The 26,650-nt window shown below is 35.7% G+C and carries 9 protein-coding genes; all 9 read left to right on the plus strand.

The genetic code is table 11. The annotated features are described in order from the left end of the window. The first annotated feature begins 15 nt into the window (after window positions 1-15). Genes BM305_RS16200 through BM305_RS16240 form a run of 9 tightly spaced genes read left to right on the plus strand, consistent with a single transcriptional unit; the run spans window position 16 to window position 26,630 of the window. Complete coding sequence (locus BM305_RS16200; RefSeq protein WP_092563196.1) at window positions 16-492, plus strand: DUF6790 family protein; 477 nt, start codon at window positions 16-18, stop codon at window positions 490-492. A gap of 45 nt (window positions 493-537) precedes the next feature. Continuing rightward, window positions 538-16,875, plus strand: coding sequence for a hybrid non-ribosomal peptide synthetase/type I polyketide synthase (locus tag BM305_RS16205; RefSeq protein ID WP_092563199.1), 16,338 nt, complete (start codon window positions 538-540; stop codon window positions 16,873-16,875). A gap of 15 nt (window positions 16,876-16,890) precedes the next feature. Then, a complete protein-coding gene (locus BM305_RS16210) occupies window positions 16,891-21,021 on the plus strand; it encodes a beta-ketoacyl synthase N-terminal-like domain-containing protein (RefSeq protein WP_092563202.1) in 4,131 nt (1,376 codons plus the stop codon). Then, window positions 21,018-21,266 carry an acyl carrier protein gene (locus BM305_RS16215; RefSeq protein WP_092563205.1) on the plus strand — a complete coding sequence of 83 codons (249 nt, stop codon included), beginning with the start codon at window positions 21,018-21,020 and terminating at the stop codon, window positions 21,264-21,266. Before BM305_RS16210 ends, BM305_RS16215 begins: the two co-directional genes overlap by 4 nt. A 15-nt stretch (window positions 21,267-21,281) precedes the next feature. After that, entirely contained in the window at window positions 21,282-22,424 is a 1,143-nt protein-coding gene (locus tag BM305_RS16220; protein ID WP_092563208.1) for an acyl-CoA dehydrogenase family protein, read from the plus strand. A 3-nt stretch (window positions 22,425-22,427) separates the two neighbouring features. After that, window positions 22,428-23,384: an ACP S-malonyltransferase gene (locus BM305_RS16225; protein WP_092563211.1), complete on the plus strand. Its 957-nt coding sequence runs from the start codon at window positions 22,428-22,430 to the stop codon at window positions 23,382-23,384. A gap of 1 nt (window position 23,385) precedes the next feature. Next, window positions 23,386-24,714, plus strand: a complete 1,329-nt coding sequence (locus BM305_RS16230; protein ID WP_092563214.1) for an aspartate aminotransferase family protein — start codon at window positions 23,386-23,388, stop codon at window positions 24,712-24,714. Window positions 24,715-24,731: 17 nt separating this feature from the next. Next, the gene (locus BM305_RS16235) at window positions 24,732-25,583 is read left to right on the plus strand and encodes a 3-hydroxyacyl-CoA dehydrogenase family protein (RefSeq protein ID WP_092563217.1); all 852 of its coding nucleotides are present in this window, start codon (window positions 24,732-24,734) and stop codon (window positions 25,581-25,583) included. Window positions 25,584-25,595: 12 nt separating this feature from the next. Beyond that, window positions 25,596-26,630, plus strand: a complete 1,035-nt coding sequence (locus BM305_RS16240) for an HAD-IIIC family phosphatase (RefSeq protein ID WP_092563220.1) — start codon at window positions 25,596-25,598, stop codon at window positions 26,628-26,630. Window positions 26,631-26,650 lie beyond the last annotated feature (20 nt).

The following is a 26,650-nucleotide window of genomic DNA, read 5'->3' on the forward strand; positions in this document are numbered from 1 at the left end:
ATGGAGGAAAATGAAATGTGGTTTTTAGTATTATGGGCATTGGGGTTAATTTCTGGTGCCATTGATTTATTTATTCACGGAGGTTTCCAAAATACAAGTCAAGTATGCAGTACCTTACTATTACATCAATTTGTTGTAACATTTGGGTTAGTTGCTCTCATTGGAGTAGTTGAAAATATCATTTTGGCAGAAAAGTCATCTAAAAGTCTGGGCTGGCCAGGTGGACCATACCAGTATAAGTATGGATTTTCACAGTTAGGGCTTGGAATTATGGGTGTTTTATCAATTTGGCTTCGCGGTTCCTTTTGGGCTGGCACAATAGTAACTATGTACATATATGGAATTAGTGGATTGTTCTGCCACACCCAGTTAATGGTGCAGAATAAAAAAATAGACGCACCAAATGTTGCAAATTTAATTATGGACGTTGCATATCAGGCATTTATAACTATGTTATCTATATATGCAGGAGGAATATGGATTTGTTCATAATGGAAAATGAAAATACATAAGGAAAAGAATTGAGGTACTGTTATCATGATAATAAAAAGATTAGAACTTACGGAAGTTCAAAAGGGGATCTATTTTGACTGTCAGGTAGATGCTCCCATTTCTTATAACATATCTGCAGCAATCTATATGGAAGATTTAAACGAAACATACTTTGAAAATGCTGTCAGTCTTGTAATACATGAGCAGGAGGCATTGAGGAGCTGTCTGGAAATTTCAGGTGATATGCCTGTTATCGTCATTCAGGATCAAATTAATTTTTACATTGAAAAAGAGGATTTATCGGGTAATCCTGAAGTGACCAGAGAAGAACAGAATCAAATTGTTGAGAAAACAATAGAAAAACCTTTTGATTTACATAAGGCACCATTATTTCGGATTAAGTTAGTTAAAATAGAAGAAAAAAAGCATTTGTGTATCATTTGTATTCATCATATCATTTGCGATGGTTTATCACTGGAAATTTTTAAAAACAGGTTATTAGACTATTATAATACATGTATATCGGGTGATATTATTGAACTCAAGCAAAATGCTAATTTTGCATCTTTTATTGAAAAGGAAAACAAAAAACTTGCAACGGGAAAATATGAAAAACAAAAACAGTTTTGGCTGGAAAAGATGAAAGGTGCAGAAGCACTGTCCCTTACAGCAGATTTTGTGTCAGCTCAAAGTGGTAGTATACTGGGAAAAGAAAAGCGGTTTGAAATACCAAAAGATTTAATGAAAAATATTACAGACGTTTCTATGGAGCAGGAAGTTACGGTTTTTATGTTTTTCTTAGGAGCTTTTCAAATATTGATGAATCGATATACACGACAAGAGGATATTATTATTTCATCACCGTTTACCTATCGGCCTGGATTTGATTTGGAAGATACAATAGGGTGTTTTATTTACACATTGCCAATACGATTACATATTGATGAGAATACTGGTTTTTCTACAATTCTAGAAAAGGTTTCAAAAGAATTTATTGAGGCATATAAGCATATTGGATACCCCAACAATTTAATTATGAGAGACAGCTCTTTAGTACCAGTACCAGGAACACCTTCCGTTTTTGACTATTCTTTTGTGTATGATGTGTATGAAAACAGTTCAGAATATCAATTAAAGACAACAGTGGCAGAGCAGGATTGTGTTACATTTCCAGGCAATATGATGGTTATTTTAAATAAAACACCAGAAAAAGATTATATAAAAATTCAGTATAAACCAGATGTATTTTCAGAAGATACTATTGATTATATGGGAAAAAGATTTTTAAAACTGCTAAACTGTTTTGTTGAAGATGTTAACGTAAAAATAAGCGATATTAATTTGCTTACAGAGAATGAGGAAACATTAATTTTAGAGAATTTTAATCAATCGTCCTTTATTCCTTATCAGCCCCAGTCTATTGTGGAGATATTTCATCAAAAGGTGGCAGAGCATCCAGAAAGAACAGCATTAATTTACAAGGAACAGACAGAAACCTATGCTTCTGTAAATGCAAAAGCAAATCAGCTGGCTCAACAGATTATAAAGCGTCGTAAAACACCAAATGAGGCAGTTGGAATTCAGCTGGAACGTTCTCCTTATCTGGTAATAAGTTTATTGGCAGTATTAAAGGCGGGATGTGCATATGTGCCAATAGATCCTGGTTATCCTGCCGGAAGAAAAGAATTTATTTTTGAGGATGCTTTCATTTCTATTTTTATTACAACAAAGGATTTGCCATATGATGAAAATTGGAAGCTGGAATTTTTATTTGCCGATGAACCAGAAACTTATAATGGAAACAATGAAAATCCAGAAGAAAAACTGGATCCATATAGTCTGGCTTACATAGAATATACCTCAGGTTCAACAGGGACACCAAAGGGTGTCATGATAGAAAATCACAGTGTTGTAAATACATTAATGGATTTAGAAAGACGTTTTCCATTAATGGAACAGGATGTCTATCTGCTAAAAACAGCATATACATTTGACGTTTCAGTAACGGAACTATTTGGCTGGTTTATGGGAGAAGGAGCACTGTTCATTTTAGAGCAGGGCGGTGAAAAAAATCCAGAATTAATTATAGATGAGATTGAAAGGAATCAGGTGACGCATATTAATTTTGTGCCATCAATGTTCCGCTTATTTTTAGATTCACTGGATAATCAAGAAAGAATAAACAAATTAAATTCATTAAAGTGGATCTTTATAGGAGGAGAAGCAGTAACTCCTGATATTGTACATAAATTTTATGCGTTACATACAAATATAAAACTGGAAAATGTGTATGGTCCAACAGAATGTACCATTTGGGCATCACATTATTCTATTAAAAGCGAAAATAGTAAAAATAATATTCCAATTGGAAAACCATTAAATGAAATCCGCTGGTATGTGGTTGGAGAACAGAATCAATTACAGCCTATAGGTATTCCAGGTGAGCTTTGCTTAAGCGGTGCAGGTTTAGCAAGAGGATATTTAAATCGAGAAGAGTTAACAAAAGAAAAATTTATTCAAAATCCATTTTACAGAGAGGGAAAAGATCCTAAACATTTCAAATGGATGTACCGGACAGGGGATCTTGCCAGATGGCTTCCAGATGGAACTATTGATTTTTTAGGAAGAATTGATTTTCAGGTGAAAATTCGTGGAGTCCGTTTGGAATTAGGGGAAATAGAAAATGCATTAACAGAGTATGAAGGAATTTTGCAAAGTGTTGTTGTCGTAAAAGAGGCTGTTGATAATGCAGCAGTTTTATGTGCTTACTATATGGCAGATAAAGAAATTTCTCCTTCATTGCTTCGGGAACACTTGCGAAAAGAATTGCCTTCTTATATGATACCATCCTTTTTTGTGTATAGAAAGGAATTACCATGTATTACAAGTGGTAAAGTAGATAGAAAAGCACTTATGGCAGATAAAGAGTATCGAAATCAGGAAACTTCTGAAAAGGGCGTAGAACCAGTCACAGAACTTGAAATTAAAATTGCGGCTGTATGGAAGGAAGTGTTGTCTGTCCAGGAAGTAGGGATAGATGATAATTTTTTTGATATAGGTGGTCATTCGCTGGCACTAATTCAGCTGCACAACAAACTAAAGAAAGCAATAAACAAAGACTTTTCCATTACAATTTTATTTCAAATGCCTACGGTACGGCTGCTGGCTAAATATTTTACTAGTGATAATGATGAACAAAAAGAAAAGCAGATCAAGAAGGTAAAAGAGAAAAAAAGTATAGGACGTCAGGATATTGCTATTATTGGAATGTCTGTAAAAGTACCAGGAGCACAGAACATTCAAGAGTTTTGGGAGGTTTTGAGGCAGGAAAAAGAATGCATTCATTTTTATAAAGATGAAGAATTAGAAAAATTAGGCGTAAGTGAGGAATTACTAAATTCTTCAAATTATGTAAAAGCCAAAGGCCGTGTAGATGAAATTGAGTATTTTGATCCAGGCTTTTTTGAATATACACCAGGAGAAGTTCGGATGATGTCACCACAGCTTCGCCTGCTCTATAAAGGAGCCTGGGAAGCGTTAGAGGATGCTGGTTATTATCCAGGATCAACTGACGATAAAATAGGGATTTTTATTGGTGGTTCTGATGATTTTGAGTGGTATAGAAAAGTTTTATTTGGAAATAGTGGGTATAGTGACAAGTATCAGGCATTTACCTTTAGTACTAATCATTTTCTGGCATCAAGGTTAGCATATAAATTAAATATTAAGGGACCGGTTTTTTCAGCACTTACTGGATGTTCTACTACGTTAGTTACACCACATTTGTCCTGCCAGTCTTTAATGCTTGGGGAGTGTGATTTGGCAATTGCAGGAGGGGTTACCGTTGAATTACCCAATGAAGGAGGTTATTTTTATGAAGAGGGTATGATGTTCTCTCCAGACGGACATTGCCGCCCATTTGATGCTGATGCAAAAGGAACGGTATTTTCAAATGGTATGGGTCTTGTAGTAATGAAACGATATGAGGATGCTCTCCGAGATGGTGATCATATTTATGCAGTAATTAAAGGATCTGCAATTAACAATGATGGAAATCAAAAAATTGGATTTGCAGCACCAAGTGTAAATGGACAGGCAGAGGCTATTAAGGAGGCATATCGTGTTGCTGATGTGGATCCAGAAACAGTCAGTTATATAGAAGCGCATGGTACAGGTACCTTATTGGGAGATCCAATCGAAGTAGAATCTTTGACTACAGCATTTTCTACAGACAAAACACAATATTGTGTATTAGGCTCTGTAAAAGGAAATATTGGACATACTGATACAGCTGCTGGTGTAGTAGGACTGGCTAAGGTTGCACTGAGTTTACATCACAAGTTTTTGCCGGGAACTGTAAATTACAACAATCCAAATCCTAAAGTTGATTTTTTAAAAACACCATTTTTAGTCAAAGCTCATGGTGAGGAATGGAAGGAATCTGTAACAAAGAGTGGAGTATTACGGGCAGGTATTAATTCCTTTGGTGTCGGAGGAACCAATGCCCATATGATTTTAGAAGCACCTTCTCAGATTAGAGAAAGCAGCCCTTGTGATGATATAAATCTGCTGACCTTTTCAGCGAAAAGTCCCGCCGCATTGTTAGAAACATCAAGAAATATAATGCATTATATTATAAATCATCCTGAAATAAATGTATCAGACGCAGCATGGACACTGGAGGCGGGCAGAAAGGATTTTCCTTTTCGAAAAGTTTTTGTATTGTGTAAGGAAGAGATATCTGATATAGAAACGGTTCTTTCACGTTTTGAAGACGCCTCCTATTATGAGGTGAAGAAGACGCCAGAAAAAGTATACTTTATGTTTCCAGGACAAGGAAGCCAGTATCAAGGAATGGGAAAAGATTTGCTACGGCAGGCAGAAAAAAGAGGAATTTCAAAAATTTTTGCAAAGTACATAGAGCAAGTATTTGCAGCACTAGGAGAAGAACGAGAAGAGTTTGAAGAGGTAATATATGGAGAAACGGAACCATTAAAGATTAACCAGACAAAATATAGCCAGATGGCTCTTTTTGCTACAGAATATGCTTTAGCAAAAAGTTTAATGGATATTGGAATACAGCCAGATGGTTTTATTGGACATAGTATTGGTGAGGTTACAGCAGCAGCGGCAGCTGGTGTGTGGAAGCTAGAGGATGCAGTAAAAATAGTAAAAGCCCGTGGAGACTTTATGCAGATGCAAAAGCCAGGTGTAATGTTGGCAGTTATGGCAAATGCAGAAGAGATTAAAAAGGAGCTTGGTGAAGAGGTATGGCTTTCCTTACGAAATACCACAAATAATTGTGTTGTTGGAGGAAGTGAATGGGGGATTGAGAAATTTCAAAAAAGAGCAGAACAGCATGGATGGAAAACAATAAGGGTAAAAACATCTCATGCATTCCACACTCCAATGATGGAAGAGGCTGCTGAGGCATTTGAAAAATACCTGGAGCAATTTGAAATGCAGGAACCTTTCATCCCAATTGTATCAAATGCAAGTGGGACATGGGTTTCAAAAGGTGAAATGACAGTTCCACAGTATTGGGCCAATCATATTATGAAAACTGTAAATTTTGAAAAGAACTTGGAAGAAATGTTGCATTTACAGAATGCAGTTTTTATTGAAACAGGAGCAGGCCGTACTTTAAGTTCATTTGCTATGCAGCATAGCTCGCGAAAACAGGAACAGCATTTTATAAATCTGCTTCGCCATCCAAGAGAAACAGAACAAGATATTTCTTATATTAATAATAAATTGGGACAGCTTTGGTGCAGAGGTGTTGACATTGACTGGACAGCGTTGCAAGCAGGCGCAGTACGTAACAGGATTTCACTTCCAGCCTATGTATTTGAGAAAGAGTATTTTCCAGTAGATATCAGGCCTGAATCAAAATTAAAATCAAGTACAGAAACCTGCAAGGCTATGTCAGATGAAAATACTGAGAATGTGTTAAAACCAGAGGTGGTTTTCAATAGAGAGGAAATGGATAAGCTGGTTTTGGATGCCTATCAGACTGTTTTTGGTTTTGACACAATCCAGGTGGATCAGGATTTCTTTGAACTGGGAGGAGATTCTTTAAAAGCAGTTAGTCTTTCTAATGCAGTTAAAAATGTGGCTGGAATAAAGGTTGATATTTCACAGTTATTTCAATATGCTACACCAAAAAAACTGGCTGCTTATTTAAAACAAACTGTGACGGAGTTAAAAAAAGACATTGGAATTCAGCCTGTTCAGAAACAGGAATACTATCCTCTTTCTTCAGCGCAAAGCCGTATGTTTGCCTTGTATTTACTAGATAAAAAAACAGTTTCCTATAACCTTCCTTCTGCAACTCGGATTCAGGGACAGTTGGATTTGAAAAGAATGGAAAAAGCAGTAGAGAAACTGATTCTGCGCCATGAATCTTTGAGAACATCCTTTGTTCTGAGAGAAAATCAGCCAGTACAAGTGGTACATGAAACGGTTCCTCTTCCAGTAGAGTATTGTGAAGCAAAAGGAGCAGAAAAAGAAGAAATTGATCAGTTGATTCATAAGTTTGTAAAACCATTTGAGTTGGATAAAGCACCTCTATTCCGGGTAAGCGTTGTTAAAATAAAAGAAAATGAAAGTATGCTTTTGTTTGATCTTCATCATATTATTGCAGATGGTACATCAGTAGAAATTATTACAAAGGATTTTAATCAGTTATATTTTGGAGAAATAGAAAAGTCAGGTATTCAATATAAAGATTTTGCAGTATGGCAGAATAAAGTTTTAAAATCGGAAGAAATGAAAAAAGAAAAAGATTTCTGGCTGGAGTATTTGGGGGATGATCTGCCAGTTTTACAGCTGCCAACAGACTTTCCGCGCCCACATGTAAAAAGTTTTGAAGGAAACAGAATTCATTTTTCACTGGATAAAAAATTGACCAGTAGGTTATTTACATTGTCACATGAGGCAGGAGTTACTATGTTTATGACTATGCTTAGTTGTTGGAATATATTACTGGCAAGATATGCAGGCCAGGAAGATATTATAGTAGGAACCTCTGTAGCTGGCAGAACACAGGAAGAAATAAAAGAAACCGTAGGCATGTTTGTAAATATGCTGGCTATGAGAAACAAGCCTCAAAATACAATTACCTTTAAGGATTTCTTACAGTCAGTAAAACAAAATGCTTTGCAGGCTTTTGAACATCAAAATTATCAATTTGATGAATTGGTAGAACAATTAAATCTCAAGCGTGAATTAAATCGAAATCCATTATTTGATGTATGTTTTGATTATCAGAATATGCAGTTTTATGACTTAGAAGTAGAAGGAATCCGTTTTATTCCTTATGAATTAGAAACCCATACCGCTACCTATGATCTTCTGCTGACTTGTCAGGAAAACAAAGAAGAAGAAAAAATAGAAGGGTTTTTAGAATATTCTACCATGCTGTACAAGCAAGAAACAATAGAACGGATGCTGGAGCATTTTTTGGCTGTTTTGGAAAGTATTACATCCAATCAAGATATTATGCTGCAAGATATTCATATGGTTTCTCAAAAAGAAGCCCAGCGTCTGATAAATGATTTCAATCAGACAAAGCTAGATTTAAAAGAAAATTATCTGATACAGGAATTGTTGGAGCAAAATGCAGAGAATATACCTCATAAAATAGCATTAATAACAGCAAACGGAAAGAAATTCACATATGCAGATATAAACCAAAGAGCTAATGTACTGGCTTGGAAGTTAATTGAACTTGGAGTAAAAAAGGATGTGCCTGTTGGAATAATACCATGCAGAAATGAAAATTTAATAATTTCACTGTTTGGTGTACTAAAAGCAGGAGGTGCTTATGTTCCAATTGACCCAGGTTTTCCAGAAGAACGAATTTCCTACATGCTAGAAGAAAGTGGAGCCCAAATTGTAGTATGTCCAAAAGAATATGAAAGCAAAATAAAATCAAATTATACACTGCTGGACATTAGTGATTTACAAGAGAGCAGCAATAGTAATAAAAATCCTGTTAACTCCACAACAAAAGATGGTCTTGCTAATATTATTTTTACATCTGGGTCTACTGGAAAGCCAAAAGGAGTAATGTTACAGCAAAATTCTATTTTAAACTTTATTGCAGATATTAAAAATAGAAAACTATTTGAAACAGAGCATGACAGGATAATTAGTGTTACAACACTTTCCTTTGATATTTTTGGATTTGAATCTCTTGTTCCTTTATGTACTGGCAATTCAATTTATTTGGCAAATGAAAAAGAACAATTAGATCCAGCACTGGCTGCACAGAAAATTTTGGAGCACAAAGCAACGCATATATTAAGTACTGTTTCACGTATAAAGGCATTTGTAGAGAATCCAGATTTTGAACAGGCATTGAAACAGCTTACTTGTATTTTAAGTGGTGGAGAGAATTTTTCTCTGGCATTACTAAAGGATTTGCAAAAACGTTCTAATGCAAAGATTTTTAATATGTATGGACCTACAGAAACAACTATCTGGTCTACTACAAAGGAACTTACCAATGAGAATAAAGTTAATATTGGTACACCAATTGCAAATACACAGGTATTTGTATTAAATTCAGGTGGTAAGTTACAGCCAACAGGAGTTTTTGGAGAATTGTGCATCGGTGGACAAGGTCTTGCAAGGGGTTACTTAAATAATGAAGAAGAGACAAAAAAGAAATTTGTTTTTTCAGAAGTGACAAACACTGTAATTTATAAAACGGGAGATAGGGCAAGAATTCTTGCTAGTGGGGAAATTGAATTATTAGGAAGACTGGATTCGCAAATTAAAATACGTGGGTATCGAATCGAACTAAGCGAAATTGAAAAAACAGTTTTACTGCATGAAAAAATAAAAGAGGCAGTGGTTCTTCCTTTTGAGGATAAAAATAATAATAAGCAGCTTGTAGTATATTACTGTGTGAAAGATTTAGAACAGCAGGACAGCAGCTGGCTGAAGAAGTGGTTACAAGAGCGTCTGCCTCATTATATGATTCCTTCCTATTTTATAAAGCTGGAAACTATGCCAACTTTACTTAATGGAAAAATTAATAAAAGAGCACTTCCTATTCCACAGGCAGAGGAACGTACAAATCATATACCGGTGTTACAGCCTGCAAATCAATTAGAAAAGTCCTTGCTGGAAATCTGGAGCGATGTGTTAGGTAGTTCACAAATTAGTATACGAGATAACTTTTTTGATATTGGCGGAAATTCTTTAGGATTAATACTAGTAAATAACAGAATAAATTCATTAATTGGACAGTCCGTTCCATTAGTACAGTTATTTGAAAATCCAACAATTGAATCTTTGGTAAAAAGCTTAAAGAGTCAGAATATTCTGTTGGAAGAGCAGCTGGAAAATGTACAGGAACATAATGTAGAAAAGGTAAAAGATATTGCAGTAATTGGTTTGGCATGTCATTTTCCTGGCGCAGAAAATGTAAAAGATTTTTGGGGTAATCTGGTGTCTGGCGTAGAATCTATTGCTGAAATTACAGAGGAAGAATTAATACAGGCAGGAGTTGATAAAAAAATATTTTCAAGCTCAAATTATGTCAGGGCAAAAGGGGTATTAGAAAATGCAGAGTATTTTGATTCTGAATTTTTTGATTATCCATATCAGGAGTCTAATCGAATGGATCCACAAATCCGAATACTGCATCAGTGTGTCTGGAAGGTGTTAGAGGACGGAGGTTATGATTCTTTTCGTTATAATGGAAAAATTGGATTATTTGCAGGAAGTGGTTCTAATGTTTCGTGGATGGTTCAGTTTATTGGACAACAAAAAGATATACTAAATGCTTTTGAAGTAATGACATTAAATGAAAAAGATTTTATTACAACGAAAATATCTTATAAGCTTAATTTAAAAGGACCAAGTATGAATGTGCAGACAGCTTGCTCTACTTCCTTAGTAGCCGTTCATGAGGCGGTGAAATCGTTGCAAGATGGAGAATCTGATATGGCAGTAGCAGGAGGTGTGTCAATTTCCTATCCACGAAAAGAAGGATATTTATGGCACGAGGGAATGATCTTTTCAAAAGATGGTCATTGCAGACCTTTTGCAGAGGATGCAACAGGTACGGTTTCAGGTAATGGTTGTGGTGTCGTACTGCTTAAACCATTGGAAAAGGCTTTACAGGATGGAGATAATATTTATGCGGTAATTAAAGGTTCTGCAATTAATAATGATGGAATTGATAAAATTGGATATACAGCACCAAGTGTATCTGGTCAGAGAAAGGTTATAGAAGAGGCAATGGGAAAGGCTGGTGTACAGCCAGAAGAAATCCATTATTTAGAGGCACATGGAACAGGTACCAAATTAGGAGATCCTATTGAAATAGAAGCTTTACAGCAGGCTTGGAAAACAAAACAAAAGAGATATTGTGCTATTGGATCTGTAAAAGCCAACATAGGTCATTTAGATGCTGCATCTGGTATAGCAGGCTTTATAAAAGCGGTACTGGTATTACATAACAAGAAAATTCCACCATTAATTAATTATGGAAAAGCAAATTCTTCCATTAATTTCGAACATAGTCCATTTTATATTACCACTGAAGCGAAGGACTTAATTCATATAAAAGAACCGTTAAGAGCAGGGGTAAGTTCCTTTGGTATTGGTGGCACAAATGCACACATTATATTAGAAGAAGCACCAGCTGCAAAGCAAAAATCAGTATGTGAAAAAGTAAATTTGTTACTATTTTCTGGGAAAAGCAAAACAAGTGTTATAAATACCAGTGAGGAAGTGCTTGCTTATTTAGAGCAAAATCCAGATATAAATATTTCTGATGCAGCATGGACTTTGCAAGAAGGACGAAAACATTTTCCAGTTAGAAAAGCGTTACTGGTGAAGGAAACAACAAATATTAAGTCTGCTATTCATCAGTTTAGATTAAGCGATTGCCAACAAGTCAGTGATATGAAAAAACCAGTAATTTATAGTTTTGCTGCAAAGAATTTTTGTCAAGGAATGGGACAAAATTTATATATAAAAGCAGGAGAAAGTACTCTGGCAAATCGGTTTAAAATAAATATGGATTTGGTATGCTCTGTTATGGAAGAAGCAGGTTACCCTAATGGGGTGCAGCACCTGTTAGAAAAGCAGAGCCAAGAAGGAAACAATCGGATAGACAGCCAGTTAAGTGTCTTTGCAGTTTCTTATTCTATGGCAAACGTATTTGGAGAAATTGGAATTTGTCCAGATGGATTAGTGGGAGATGAAATTGGAAAAATAACGGCTTATGTTTTGTCTGGTACGCTTACCGTAACAGATGCAGTTGATATGATAATGAAAGGTAATGCAATAGAAGATTACCCATTGCATCAAGAAAAGATACCAATTTTATCTGGTATATATGAAAATGCCATTGTCATAGAGATGCCATGTCTACAGGCAGATATTGATGACGAATTAGCAAGTTTATATCAGATAACAGCTGATTTGTGGTGTCAAGGAGTTGACATTGACTGGAAAGCAGTAAAAGGTAATGGAGTGAGAAAGAGAATATCCTTACCAACTTATGTATTTGATAAAAAATACCATAACAGTGATGCATCACTGAAGCATTTTGAACAGCAGAATATTGAAAAAATACAGAATAAAAAGATTTCTGTAAAAAAAGACAAAGGGTATGTAGGCAGCCGCTTGGAGATAATATGGAAAGAACTATTAGGCTGTGAAGAGGTATCAATAAAGGATGACTTTTTCAATTTGGGAGGAGACTCTCTAACCGCAATTAAGCTTGCCTCTTATATTCAAAGTGAATTTCAGGTAGAAATGCCTATAGCAGAAATATTTAGCTGTGCTTTACTAGGTAAAATGACAGATTGGATTTATCAGCATATTTCCAATGAAATGCCACAGTCTGATGCAGAGAATATTATAAATCCAATAGAGAAAAGAGAATATTATGAAGTATCTTCCTCACAAAAACGAATGTATGCTGTAAATAAAATGATTGGAGATTCAATAGCTTATAATCTTGGTTCTGTTTATATGGTGGAAGGTGTAATAGATAAGGACAAATTGACCAACGTATTTGATGCATTGGTACAAAGACATGAATCCTTCCGAACTAGTTTTCATATGAAAGAGGGAGAGGTTATTCAAATAATTCAAGAACAGATTCCATCTGTTGTAGAGTTTGGAAATTCCAGTGAGGCAGACTTAAATAAGGAAATTAAAGAGTATATACGTCCCTTTGATTTGTCCAAGGCTCCGTTGCTTCGAGTGAAGCTGATTAGTCTTAATGAAAAGAAGCATGTTTTAATTATTGATATGCACCATATTATATCCGATCAAAGTTCCATAGCAGTTTTATTAAATGAATTTGCTACATTGTATCATAATAAAAAGCTGCCAAATCTAACGATTCATTATAAAGATTTTGCATATTGGCAAAACAGATTATATGAAAGTAAGGATTTTGAAAAACAAATAGCATATTGGGAAAATGAATTTCATGGTGAACTGCCTGTATTGGATTTGCATACGGATTTTAAGAGGCCTCAGTTCCAGTCTTATAATGGAGACTTTATACAGTATGAAATCGGAGAAGAACTTAGTAAAAACATTGTAGAACTATCCAGAAGGTTAGGCACTACGCCGTATATGATTATGATGGCAGCAGTAAAACTAGTTCTTTGGAAGTCTACAGGACAAAAGGATTTGGTGGTTGGCACTGGTATAGCGGGAAGACGTCATGCCGATACGGCACCGTTAGTAGGAATGTTTGTTAATACACTGGCAGTCCGTTCCCAAGTGCAGGAAACTTTAACGGTTTCAGAATATATACAGTATATAAAAGAAAAAATGGTACAGGCATACGAAAATCAAGATTGTCAGTTTGAAATGTTAATAGATAAGCTGCATATTCAGAAAGATTTAAGTAGAAATCCGTTATTTGATGTTATGTTTAATTATATCAATATGGGAACAGAAGAATTGGAAATGGAAGGACTCTCTGTAAAACCATGGACTGCAAGACAGGTGGAATGCAAATTTGATATTACATGGACAATACAAGAGAAAAAAGGATGTTTTTATGCTGACATGGAGTATGCAACTTCTTTATTCCGTAAGGAAACTATTGAGGCATTGGGCAGCAGGCTGTTAGTGGTATTAAATTTCATAATAGAAAATGCTGATCAGAAACTAAATGAAATTTGTATTTTAACTTCCAAGGAAAGAAAATGGCTGATAGAAGAGCTAAATCAAACAGATACCAATGCTCCTCTGGACAAAACGATTATTGAAATTTTTGAAGGTTATGTTTCTGCAAATGGAGAGCATACTGCAATTGTTTGGGAAGATACAGAACTGAGTTACAGTCAGTTAAATCAGAAGGCAAATCAGTTGTCTCAGCTGCTTTTTGAACAAGGAGTAAAACATGGTGACAGAATAGCAATTTTATTAGATAGAGGTCCATTACAGATTATAAGCATTTTAGGAATTTTAAAAAGCGGATGTGTGTATGTGCCAATTGATCCAGATTATCCAGATGCCCGTATTAACTTTATTCTGGAAGACAGTAGCAGCAGGATGATTCTTACAGATGAATTGCTGGAAAAACGAGTAGAACGAGAAATTCCTTGTATATTTATTTCAGAAGAGTTAGAAAATAGAAACAATGTAGAGTATGCTGTTTCATCACCTTATATGCCAAAAGAAGTATGTGGAGAGGATACCTTGTATATTATGTATACATCAGGTTCTACAGGCATACCAAAAGGAACTTTAATCAGCCATAGTAATGTAATTCGAGTGGTAAAAAATACCAATTATATTGAAATTGAATCGACTGATTGCTTTTTACAGTTATCAAACTACGCTTTTGATGGTTCGGTCTTTGATATTTTTGGAGCAATTTTAAACGGAGCATCATTAGTTTTGATTTCCAAGGAAACAGCAATTGAAATTCCCCAGTTAGCCGATTTTATAAAGGAGAAGGAAATTACAGCATTTTTTATGACAGCAGCATTGTTTAATGTTTTTGTGGAAAGCGGTTTACAGTCATTAACAGGTGTCAGAAAGCTTTTAGTTGGGGGGGATGCAGTCTCCGTACCTCATGCCAGAAAGGCTTTGGAAATATTAGGGCCAGGGCATCTTATAAATGGATATGGTCCAACTGAAACGACTGTATTTGCAGTATGCTATCCAATTGACCATATTGAAGAGGATGCGGAATCTATTCCAATTGGATATGCTATTTCAAATACCAGCCTCTACATCCTGGATGAACAAGGACAGCCAGTACCTGCCAATGTACCAGGTGAACTTTATATCGGAGGAAAAGGTGTCAGCAAGGGATATTTAAACCGAGAAGAACTGACAAAAGAAAAATTTGTTACTTTAAAGTTTGCCCCATATGAAAGAGTTTATCGTACAGGAGATCGAGTAATGCGTCGTCCAACAGGGGAAATTTTATTTTTAGGAAGAGTAGATTTTCAAATTAAATTAAGAGGTTTTAGAGTAGAACTTGGTGAAATCGAAACTCACATAAAAGAGCTTCCGAAAATCAGGGATGCGGTAGTAACGGCAGTAAAAGATAAACAAGGAAGTCTGTATATTGCAGCATATTATACTGCACTGGATATAGAAGGTAAAGTGGAGCCAGATGACATTAAAAAATTGTTAAGTGATAAACTTCCAGAATATATGATTCCGGCCAGGATGAAACAATTAGAAACTTTTCCTCTTACAGTAAATAGAAAGGTAGATCGAAAAGCACTTCCTTATATTGAGGAAGAAAGTGTGGCGGTTACTGGAAAAGATGCTCCAACCAATGAAACAGAAAAAGTAATTTTGGAGAAGATGCAGATGGTACTGGATCATTCAGGTATTGGAATTTTGGATGCTTTCTTTGATGTGGGAGGTAATTCCATTAAGGCAATTGCATTTGTACAAGCTTTATCGAAATGTGGAATCAACATAAAGGTAAATGATGTATTTAGATATCCTACGGTGAAAGAGCTAGCGGTTCTGTCAGGAGCAGAGGTGTTTTCTGTAAAAGAACCAAAACACATAGAACAGAATAAAATGCTGTTAAATCCAAAACAAATTAATGCAATAGCAGAGCGTGAGTATATGGCATTTTCCCTGCTGTCTAACCTGATTGGATCTGCTGACAAAGTTTTAGAGTTTCCAATGTCTCCTGTTCAGAAGGCTCATGCAGAGGCAGGATCAGATAAGAGTGGATGCATGTTTGTCCTTTCTGGAAAAAGAGAGGAGGAAGAGGTTCGAAGTCTGGCAGCGGTAATTATAAAAGAGAATCAAATGCTTCATTGTATAAAAGAACAGGATAAACCAATATGGAACCAGTATGATATAATGCCAATTTTCTCGTTAGTCAGCAAAAACATTGCTTATCTGGATATACGGGATTATGAGCAAAAGACTCAGGAAGAACTGGTAAAGACAATATATTCGTATTTGGTGTTCTCAGAATATAAGGAAGAGTGCCTTCCTTGGAGAGTCTGCTGCCTTCGGACAGCAGAAGCGTCCCATCAGATTATTTGGGGATTTGATCACACTGCTTTTGATGGTATGAGTGGGGAAATTATAAAGAGCCAGATGAAAAATCCAATAGCTGTTTCCAGCAAATATGATGAGTATGTATCGCTGTTAGCAGAAGGACCACAAGGGATTTCAGAAGGAGCATTAATGGATTTGTTTTCTTTACGGCAGTGGAAAAAAGAAAATGAATTATTTATGGGAAAATTAAGTTTATTTTCAACGTCAGAAAAAAATGAAATACAGTTTAAACTACCTTTGCCAGAACAGGAAGTAACAGATGTGTGGGGAACTGCATTTGTATTTGTAAAAAACCTGTTGTGTCAGTATACAGAAAGAGACAGTTTTCCATATGCACTGGTTCACTATGGAAGGAATTATGTAAATCAAGAGTTTTTTGATTGTATTGGAGAATTTTTAGATATTGTTCCAATGTGTGCAGGAGAAAATACAAATGAAGTTCAAATTGAAAAAATGTTATCTTATTGCAGAGCCTATTCCGTTAATTTTCTTTCTTTATTATATGATGAAGAGTTATCAAAGGAGTACAAGCAAATCAATGGACTGTTGTCAGACTCCTATATAACAAAAGATAAGCCTAAGAATTTTGCATTATTTAATTTTCAGGGGTATGTTGCAAAAGAGGAACGGACCCTTTTTGAAAGCCAGTCTGCTGACAGTCAGTGTAAGGATAGTGATTATAATAATAGAAAAGATAACATGCTGGCAAAATTATTAATTACAGTAAACTATGATGAAGAAAATATCTATATTTCTATGGAAAGTGCGGAAGGATTACAGGTAGAAAGAATACGAGCCATGAACAGCAGCATTTCTAGATATATGGATATAGAGAATCAGGGGTAATAAAAGGAGGTATTCATGTCAGAGAAAGCAATATTATATGGGAAACCTCTTGCGCTCCCAAAAGAATTTCATACGTTATCTGAAATGATATTACATATTTCAGAAAAACATCCGAAAAAGGGACTTACCTATGTGAATGGCTCAGGTCAAGAGGATTTTATTACCTACAGAGAATTAGTGAATGGAGCACGCAGGTATTTAAATGTTTTCCGAAAAAAGGGAATAGAAGCAGGACAGGTTATGATACTGGTTATTGATGAACCAAAAGAATTTTATTATACATTTTGGGCATGTGTATTTGGAGGTATAATTGCAGCACCAGTAACCCAGCCTTCTTCCTGGGAAGAAAATTCAACAGGATTAATTAAGCTGAAAAAAATCTGGAATATACTCAATAAACCCAAAGTTGTAATTGAAGAAAGACAGGTTAAGGGGTATGAGCAATTAAAAGGTTATTCTGATTTTAAAGGATTTGAGTATATTACAACAACGGAATTAAAATCTGATGAAATGGCAGAAATATATAAAACAGACAAAGACCAGGTTGCATTTTTACAGTTTTCTTCTGGAAGTACAGGTATTCCAAAAGGTGTACAGCTCACCAGCAAAAACATTTTAACAAATAATCTGGCTTGTATTGAAAGCATGGAATTAACGGAAGACGATGTTGCGGTTACATGGCTTCCTCATACCCATGATATGGGACTATTTGGACAACATTTTATTCCTATGGCAGCAGGAAGTAATATTGTAGTATTTTCACCGTTTACTTTTATTCGTTCACCTTATCTGTTTATGAAAAAAATAACAGAACATAAAGGGACGTGGTTCTGTTCTCCTAATTTTGGATATGACTGGATGGTAAAAAAAGTAACAGAAAAGCAGTTAGAAACTTTGGATTTATCTTCTTTGCGCATTACGTTAAATGGAGCGGAACCTATTTCCACTTTAGTGGCAAAACAGTTTATAGAAAAATTTTCAAAATGTGGATGTAAGGAAAATGTAATGTTTCCTTCTTATGGTATGGCAGAGGCAACAGTAGGTGCTGCCATGCCAAAGGTAGGAAGTGTAATGGGTATTGAAAAAATAAGCCGTTCAAAATTGATACAAAATAATATTGCAGTTTCTGTAACAGAAGATAGTGGTTATGATACAGTAGAATTTGTTCATGAAGGACAGCCAATAGCAGAAACCAGTATTCGTATCGTAGACAAAACGGGAAAGGTGCTGGAGGAAAATGAAGTTGGTGAAATTCAAATAAAAGGAGCATCTGTAACGTCAGGATATTATAACTGCAAAGAACTAACAGAAGATACGTTTGTAGATGGATGGCTGAAAACAGGTGACTTGGGTTTTATTACAAAAGGTTCACTGGTTGTAACAGGACGAATCAAAGATATTCTATTTATTCGTGGACAGAATTATTTTGCCCATGATCTAGAACAGACTATTTACGAAGCGGGAATGCTGCAATGTGGTGATTTGGCATTTGTAGGAAGTTTTAACAGTAAGCTTCAGGAAGAAGAGTTAATTTTATTTGTTAAGTATAGAATTAGTCAGATGAAGGATTTTTTACAGTTACGCAAAAGCATAAAAGACAGAATAAGCGGAGAACTACAGCTAGAGGTGAAGCACGTTATCCCAATTAAGTCCATTCCAAAAACTACAAGTGGTAAGCTGCAGCGGTTTGAATTAAGAAAAAATTATGAAAATGGACAATATAATGAACTAATTTCAAAAATTGATGATGTGGCACATAACATTGAGGGCAGTAGGAAATCCATCGTAATGCCAGAAAATGAACTAGAAGAATTTTTAGTGGCTGCATGGTCAGAAATATTACAGATTCCAGAGAATACCATATCTGTGGAAGATTCCTTTTTTGTGCTTGGGGGAAATTCTGTAAAGGCATATCAGCTGCTTGATAAAATAGAAACATATAAGAAGTGTGAATATGGCTTTGAATTGCTGGCATTGTGTAAAACTATCCGTCAAATTTCTGAATACATAGAAAAATTCAGCAAAAAACCAGATACCAATGAGAATGGGAAAAGCACCACAGCGTATAAAAAGGATAGTATAGCAGCTGCTATTACGGGCATTGGATTTCGTTTTCCTCAGGCAAAAACCCAGCAGGAGTTTTGGGAACATTTATGTGAACAAAAGGATTGTGTTGCAAAGGTTAGTGATAAAAGAAAAGGGTTAGCTGGAACTGTGCAGTGGAATGAATGGATAGGTGAACTGGAGGACATTGAATGCTTTGATGCAGATTTTTTTGAAATAAACCATCAGGAAGCTGTTTTTATGGATCCTCAGCAAAGATTAATATTAGAAACGGCGTATGAGGCACTGGAAGATGCCGGATTAATTACAGATGATAGCCAAGAACGTAATGTAGGAGTATTTTCTGGAATTAGTGCGAATACCTATTATCAGCTTGTAGTAAAGTATGTGGAACAATATGGGGTGGAAGAGGTTCCTGCAAAAACTATGGTCAATAATATGAGTAATATTATATCTGCATATATTTCACACCAGTACAATTTTACAGGGCCAGTTATGGCATTAGATACAGCATGTTCCTCTTTTATGGCAGCATTGCACTATGGAGTCAGGGGAATTAAGGAAGGCAGTTTGTCAGGTGCAGTGGTAGCCAGTTCTAATATATTAACTACACCTATAGTGAGCCAGCTGGCACGTAAAGCCGGTATTATTTCTTCTACCAGCCATTGCAAAGTGTTTGATCAGGAAGCAGATGGTTCAGTTTTGGGGGAAGGCGTTATTGTAGTGTATGTGGAACCTTATGAAAATGCAGTAAAAGAGAACAAAAACATTTATGGAATCATTCGAGGGACAGCGTTAAATAATGACGGGTATTCGTTAGGAATTATGGCACCAAATCCGAAAGGCCAATATGAAGTAATTGCTGCGGCATATGAGGATGCCGGTGTTCATCCTGATGAAATTGGTTATATTGAAGCTCATGGTACAGGAACTACCATTGGAGATCCGATTGAAGTAAATGCATTATCTAAGGTATTTGCTAAAGACAAAGGAATTAGGAGTAGTAAAGTCGGTATTGGATCAGTAAAAACTAATTTAGGACATTTGCTTCCTGCTTCTGGAGGGGCAGGATTAATAAAAGTTCTACTTTGTTTAAAAAATAAAAAGTTAGTTCCAAGTCTGCATATGGATCAGGTGAATCCAGCGTTACAGATAGAAAAATCTCCTTTTTACATTGTGAGGGATGTGCAGCAGTGGCAGGTGGAAGGTCAGAATACCCGTAAGGCAGGAATCAGTTCTTTTGGCTTAGGAGGAACCAACACTCATATTGTTGTAGAGGAAGGAGGTTCAGTACCTGCCAATCAAAATATTCAGAAAAAGCAGGAATTGCTTTTGTTGTCTGGCAAAACAGAGGATGCATTGAGCAGGCGGATTTCTCAAATGGAAAACATGCTAAAAGAAGAAACAGAAATAAATTTATATGATCTTTGTTATACCAGCAACAGGTATCGGAGACATTATGGTTTTCGCGCTGCTTGTCTAGTTACAGCAGAAGGGGTACAGATAATAGCAAAAGGACAGTTTTTAAAAGAAAGAGCAGCAAAAATAAATATTTTTATTGGAGATATCATAAATGTAGAGGAGCATGAGAAACAAGAAAAATTGCTGCTGCATTGGTATTCTGTGATAAAAGCGGTTATGAAAAGCTGTGAGTCTGTTATTTCGGTTCATGGAATTTATTCAGGGCAGATACTTGCAGAGGTATTACAAAATACAATAAGTTTATCTGCTGCTATAGAAATAATTAGACAGAAAAAATGGTCTGAACAAATTGAGTTAGAACAAAAATTATGGAAAAAGACAGATGTAATCCTGAGTTTTGGTATATCAGAGCAGGAGATTTACACCGATTATTATAGCCAAAGTAAGAAAAAAATACAAGTTATATATGTAGATCCTAGTGTAAAAGAAGAAAAACAAGAGCAATTGCCTTCTATATTAGGAAAAATGTATGCGAAGGGAGCTGGTTTTGTATGGAAATCTCTTTATCCAGATGGAACAGGACGCATTATTCATTTGCCAGCATACCCATTTGAAAAAAAATCTTATTGGATTCATAACAAGAAGGGAGATATAAAATGACAAAAGAAGAGATTATTGATTTTATACGAAGTGAAATAGGAGCTATATTAAAACAAGATCCAGAGGAAATAGATGAAGATGCAAATTTTTTAAAGGTTGGAGTTTCGTCTGTACAAGCATTAAAAATTATTAACCGGCTGCGTAAAAGACTGGAAGTAGATATTAGCCCAGTTGCCATGTTTGAATATAAAACCATATCAGATTTTGCTGGATATTTAAGTGAATGCAAGGCAGAAGAAGAATAAGAAGGAGGTGTTTTTTTGGAACGAGACAATGTACAGGAAACTATAATAAAAGAAGCAGAATTATTTGTAAAAGAGGAAGTTCGTCCTTATGTGAATGAATTTGAAGAAAATCAGGGAATATCAAAAGAGCTAATAAAGAAAATGGCAGAAAAAGGGTATCTTGCGGCGCCGTTTCCGAAGGAGTATGGGGGATTAGAACTAGACCCAGTTTATTACGGTTTATTTACAGAAGTTTTTGGAAAAGCAAGTGATGCCACAAGAGCATTGATTACTGTACATACTTCTCTTGTTGGTCAAACACTGCTTCGATTCGGAACCAGTGAACAGAAAGAGAAATGGCTGCCTAAGATGGCAAAGGGTGAAGTAATAGGAGCTTTTGGGCTGTCAGAACCAGAAACAGGTTCGGATGCGAAAAATGTGCAGACTACATGGGAAGAAAAAGAGGATTGTTATGTCATTAACGGTACAAAAAAATGGATTACCTTTGGACATCTGGCAGATTTGTTTATTATAATTGCATCTAATCAAGGAAAAAGTACAGCATTTTTAGTGGAAAGATCTTTTGAAGGAGTTGAAACAAAACGTGTGGAAGGATTAATGGTGGCACGCACAACTTATCTGGCAGAGATTAGTCTGAATCAGGTTTGTATTCCAAAAGAAAATGTGCTGGGAAAAGTAAATTATGGATTTGAATATATTGTGTCAGCGGCACTTGACTATGGAAGATACAGTATTGCTTGGGCTGGAGTAGGACTTGCCCAGGAGGCACTAGAAGCAATGGTTACATATTCCCGAAAGAGAGAACAATTTGGACAGAAATTAAGAAATTTTCAATTAGTAAGAGGAATGATAGGCGATGCAGTGACAAAAGTACATGCTGCCAGGGCATTGTGTGTGCGGGCTGGTGAATTAAGAAAAGAAAAGAACAAAGACGCTATTATTGAAACAACGATGTCTAAGTATTATACATCAAAGGTTGCAGTGGAAGTGACAAGTGATGCATTACAGGTTCATGGTGCCATTGGATTTACCAGCCAGTATCCAGTAGAAAGACTGTATCGAGAAGCAAAAGTGCTGGAGATAATTGAAGGTTCCTCTCAAATGCAGCAGGAGATGATATCTGATTATGGTTTAATGCGGTATTTTAAAAGGAGGTAATAAATGAAATATGCTATGTTATTTCCAGGACAGGGATGTCAGTATATGGGGATGTGTAAAGAGCTGATTCAAGAATTTTCAGCAGCAAAAAAAATATTTGAAGAAGCAGATGAAGTATTAGGTTTTGGATTAACAAAACTTATGCTGCATGGAGATATGGAAACCACAACATTATCTGAAAATGCCCAGCCAGCAGTAGTGACAGCTAGTTATGCACTGTTCCGGGTTTTTGAAGAAGAAACAGGATTACAAGTAACAGATGGAATTGGTCATAGTCTTGGAGAAATTTCAGCTTTAACCGCCGCAGGTGCTATGTCATTTTCAGATGCTGTGTTATATGCCAGAAAAAGAGGAAGTCTGATGCAGAGTGCAGTTTGTGAAAAAAGGGGTAGAGCTGGTATTGTAGTTGATACAGAAGTAAAGGCACTTACTAAAATAGTAGATACAATTTGTGCTGAACATTTTGTTACAATTTCAGGATACAATTCCCCTAGACAGTTTATTGTAGCTGGAGAACAAAAGGCACTGCGTCTTTTAGATGATGCAGTAGAACAAGAAGGCGGGCAGTTTATACCGTTTCGTATGATGCCGATGAAAGCAGACGCACCATATCACACTATTTTAATGGATTACATAAAACCAGATTTGGAACAGGCATTACAAAGGATTACCTTTCAAAGACCAAAGTTTAATATTTGGTCCACAGTAACTGGGGAAGTCATCCAGCCTGAGGACAATATTGCTGAAATATTAGGAAAACAGCTGATAACTCCAGTTCGCTGGATGCAGGTGTTGGAAAAGGTACATAAGGAAGGTGCAGAATGTTTTGTTGATATTGGTCCAAATGAAATTAACCGGAATTTAGTAAAAGAAAACAAAACATTACCAGTTTGCTATGCTTTTGATAAGGAAGAAGACAAAAAAGTTATTTTAACTATGGCGAAAGAGGGAGGAAATTAAAATGGAGCAAGCTCTTAGTAAAATGCAGGAATATAATCAAAGAGTAAAAAAGCTCCTGCCAGGAGGAGTTCATTATAATTTTAATCTTCCATGGGAGGAAACACCGATTCATTTTGTAAAGGCTAAAAAAAGCCGCGTCTGGGATATGAATGGCAAGGAATATTTGGACTTATATGCAAGGTTTGGTGCATTTATTGTTGGCCATGGAAATGAAGAATATAATGAAAGTTTAAAAGAAACCATTGACCGGGTTCTTTCTGTGAGTCATTTTGATTTAGATGCAGAAGCACTAGAATTAATTGCTCAATTTATTCCTTCTGCTGAAATGATACGTTTTGGATTGTCTGGAACTGAAATTGTACAAAATGCGCTTCGTCTTGCCAGGGCATATACAGGAAAAAACAGATTTGTTCGTTTTATAGGGCATTATCATGGAAATGCAGATAATATTATGGGTGGTAAGCCGGTAAATAAAGAAGAACCAGTTCCTTCTGATTACAAAGGAGATTTAAAAGGTACGGAAGGAAGGGCAAAGGACATATTAGAAAATCAATCCTATCTGATTCCCTGGAATGATGACCAGGTATTAGAAGATTTGCTGATTCGTAAAGGTGATGAGATAGCAGCGGTAATTATGGAACCAGTTTGTGTCAATGGGGGAAGTGTTATGCCTGCGCCAGAATATTTAAAGAAGGTAAGAAGCTTATGCGACCAATATCAGGTTGTATTAATCTTTGATGAAATTATAACAGGCTTTCGTATGGGAATTGGTGGAGCACAAAAAGAATTTGGCGTAACGCCTGATCTGACCACATTGGGTAAAGCAATTGCAGGTGGCGGTGTACCAGTTTCTGCACTGGCAGGAAAAAAAGAGATTATGCAGCTCTTAGTTGATAAAAAAGTAGTTCATGCAGGTACCTTTAACGGATATCCTCTTGGAACTGCTGCGGTTAAATCAACCCTTGAGATGTTAAGCAGGAATCAAGGAGAAGCTATTGTAAAAATGAATAAAAGAGCAACTGATATATATCAGATTATGAAAGCAGAAGCAGATAAAGTGGGACTTCCGCTTACGATACAAGGACCTTGTGGATGTGCGGCTTATCACTGCACAAATAAGGAGTTAGAGAATCCTTCGCAGTATTCTTTCGATATTATGTCATTGGATATTATATTAAATACTAATCTTGCAAAAAATGGAATACTTGTTTCTAGTATTTCCAGATTGTATCCAAATATTTCACTGGATCAAGAGGATGTAGACTGGTTCCGCAGTCATGTGAAACAAGCATTAGAAGAAACAAAAGAATTATATGATGAAATGATGTAATGATAAGGAGGGATAAAATGCAGCAAAAAGTAATTGCAATTGTTGGAGCAGGAGTAATGGGAGCAGCCACTGCGCTGGATGTTGCTTGGTATGGAAATCAAGTTTTGTTAAAAGATATATCCACAGATATTTTAGAGCAGGCAAAAAAAATGATTAAAAAAGAATATCGTTCTGCCTGTATGCTGAAAAAGGAATATTGTGCTGTTAAGTTTGATGAAATAATAAGTAGAATTTCATTGCAGGATACTTATGATAATTTTGATAAAGCAGATTTGGTAATTGAAAATATTTGTGAAAACATTAATAAAAAGAAGGAAGTATACATGGAGCTTAAGGAAGCATGTAGAAAAGATGTAATATATATGTTAAATACAAGCTGTATTTCTATAACAAAATTAGCATCTTATTTACCAGATTCTACAAGAGTAATTGGTACACATTTAATGAATCCTGTTCCTTTAAAAACAATGGTAGAAGTAATTAGGGGATATCATACTTCACATGAAACAGAAGAAAAGGTAATGGATTTTTTAAAAAGTTTAGGAAAATCTCCTATTACAATTGATGATTTACCTGGTTTTGTTTCAAATCGTCTGTCACACCTTTTTATGAATGAAGCAGCTTATATTGTGCAAGATGGAATTGCAACTCCTGAACAGGTTGACGCTATTATGAAGCAAGGTTTCAGTCATAAAGCCGGTCCTTTAGAAACAGCAGATTTAATTGGACTGGATACGGTAGTAGATTCATTAGAAATTTTGTATCAAAGTTATCAGGATCCAAAATTCAGATGTTGTCCATTGTTAAGAAAAATGGTAGATGCTGGACTTTTGGGACGTAAGAGTGGAAGGGGATTTTACAAATATTAAAGGGAGGTACCTATGGAAAAAGATGTAGAAATTAAATGTGTTGTATGGGATTTAGATAATACCATTTGGCAAGGGGTATTAATGGAAGGCAGCAATGTTTCACTAATGCCAGAGATTAATGAAATCATTAAAACATTAGACAGCAGAGGGATTTTACAAGCTATTGCAAGTAAAAATGACTATGAACTTGCAATAGAAAAATTAAGAGAACTGGGTCTGGAGGAGTATTTCATTTATCCTGAAATCCATTGGGATGCAAAATCCTTTTCTATAGCCAATATACAAAAAAATATAAACATTGGAATGAATACGATTCTTTTTGTGGATGATCAGGAATTTGAGCTGGAAGAGGTGCAGACTGCACATCCAGAGGTTACTTGTATTCATGCAAAAGAATATAAAAAGCTGTTAGATAATCCAAGACTGAACCCTCGTTTTATTACCGTTGATTCTGCCCGTAGAAGAAAAATGTATCAGGATGACTACATAAGAAAACAGGCAGAGAAAGAATATAAAGGACCTTCAAATGCATTTTTAGCTACACTAAATATGAAATTTACAATTAGTGAAGCGGGAGAAGAGGATTTAAAAAGAGCGGAGGAGCTTACGGTAAGAACTAATCAGCTGAATGCAACAGGGGTAACCTATAGTTATGAAGAATTGAATGTGATTAGAAAATCCAGTCAACATAAACTGCTGGTCTGTGAACTGGAAGACAAGTATGGCACCTATGGAAAAATAGGATTGGCATTAATTCATATGCTGGAAGACCACTGGAAGCTGGAAATGATGCTGATGTCCTGTCGTGTAGTATCAAGAGGAGTGGGAACGGTCCTTTTAAGTTATATTATGAAGGAAGCAAAGAAGCAAAATAAATATTTACTGGCAGATTTTCGTGATACAGGAAGAAACCGTATGATGAATGTCAGTTTCCGCTTTGCAGGTTTTCAGGAAAAATTCTCAGATGGACAAGGAACCTATGTGTTAGAAAACAATCTGGAAAATATACAAGAATACCCAGATTATATAGAGCTTTATATAAAATAAAAATATACTTTTTTGGAGGT

Source organism: Anaeromicropila populeti (genome assembly GCF_900112775.1).
Lineage (GTDB): Bacteria > Bacillota > Clostridia > Lachnospirales > Lachnospiraceae > Anaeromicropila_A > Anaeromicropila_A populeti.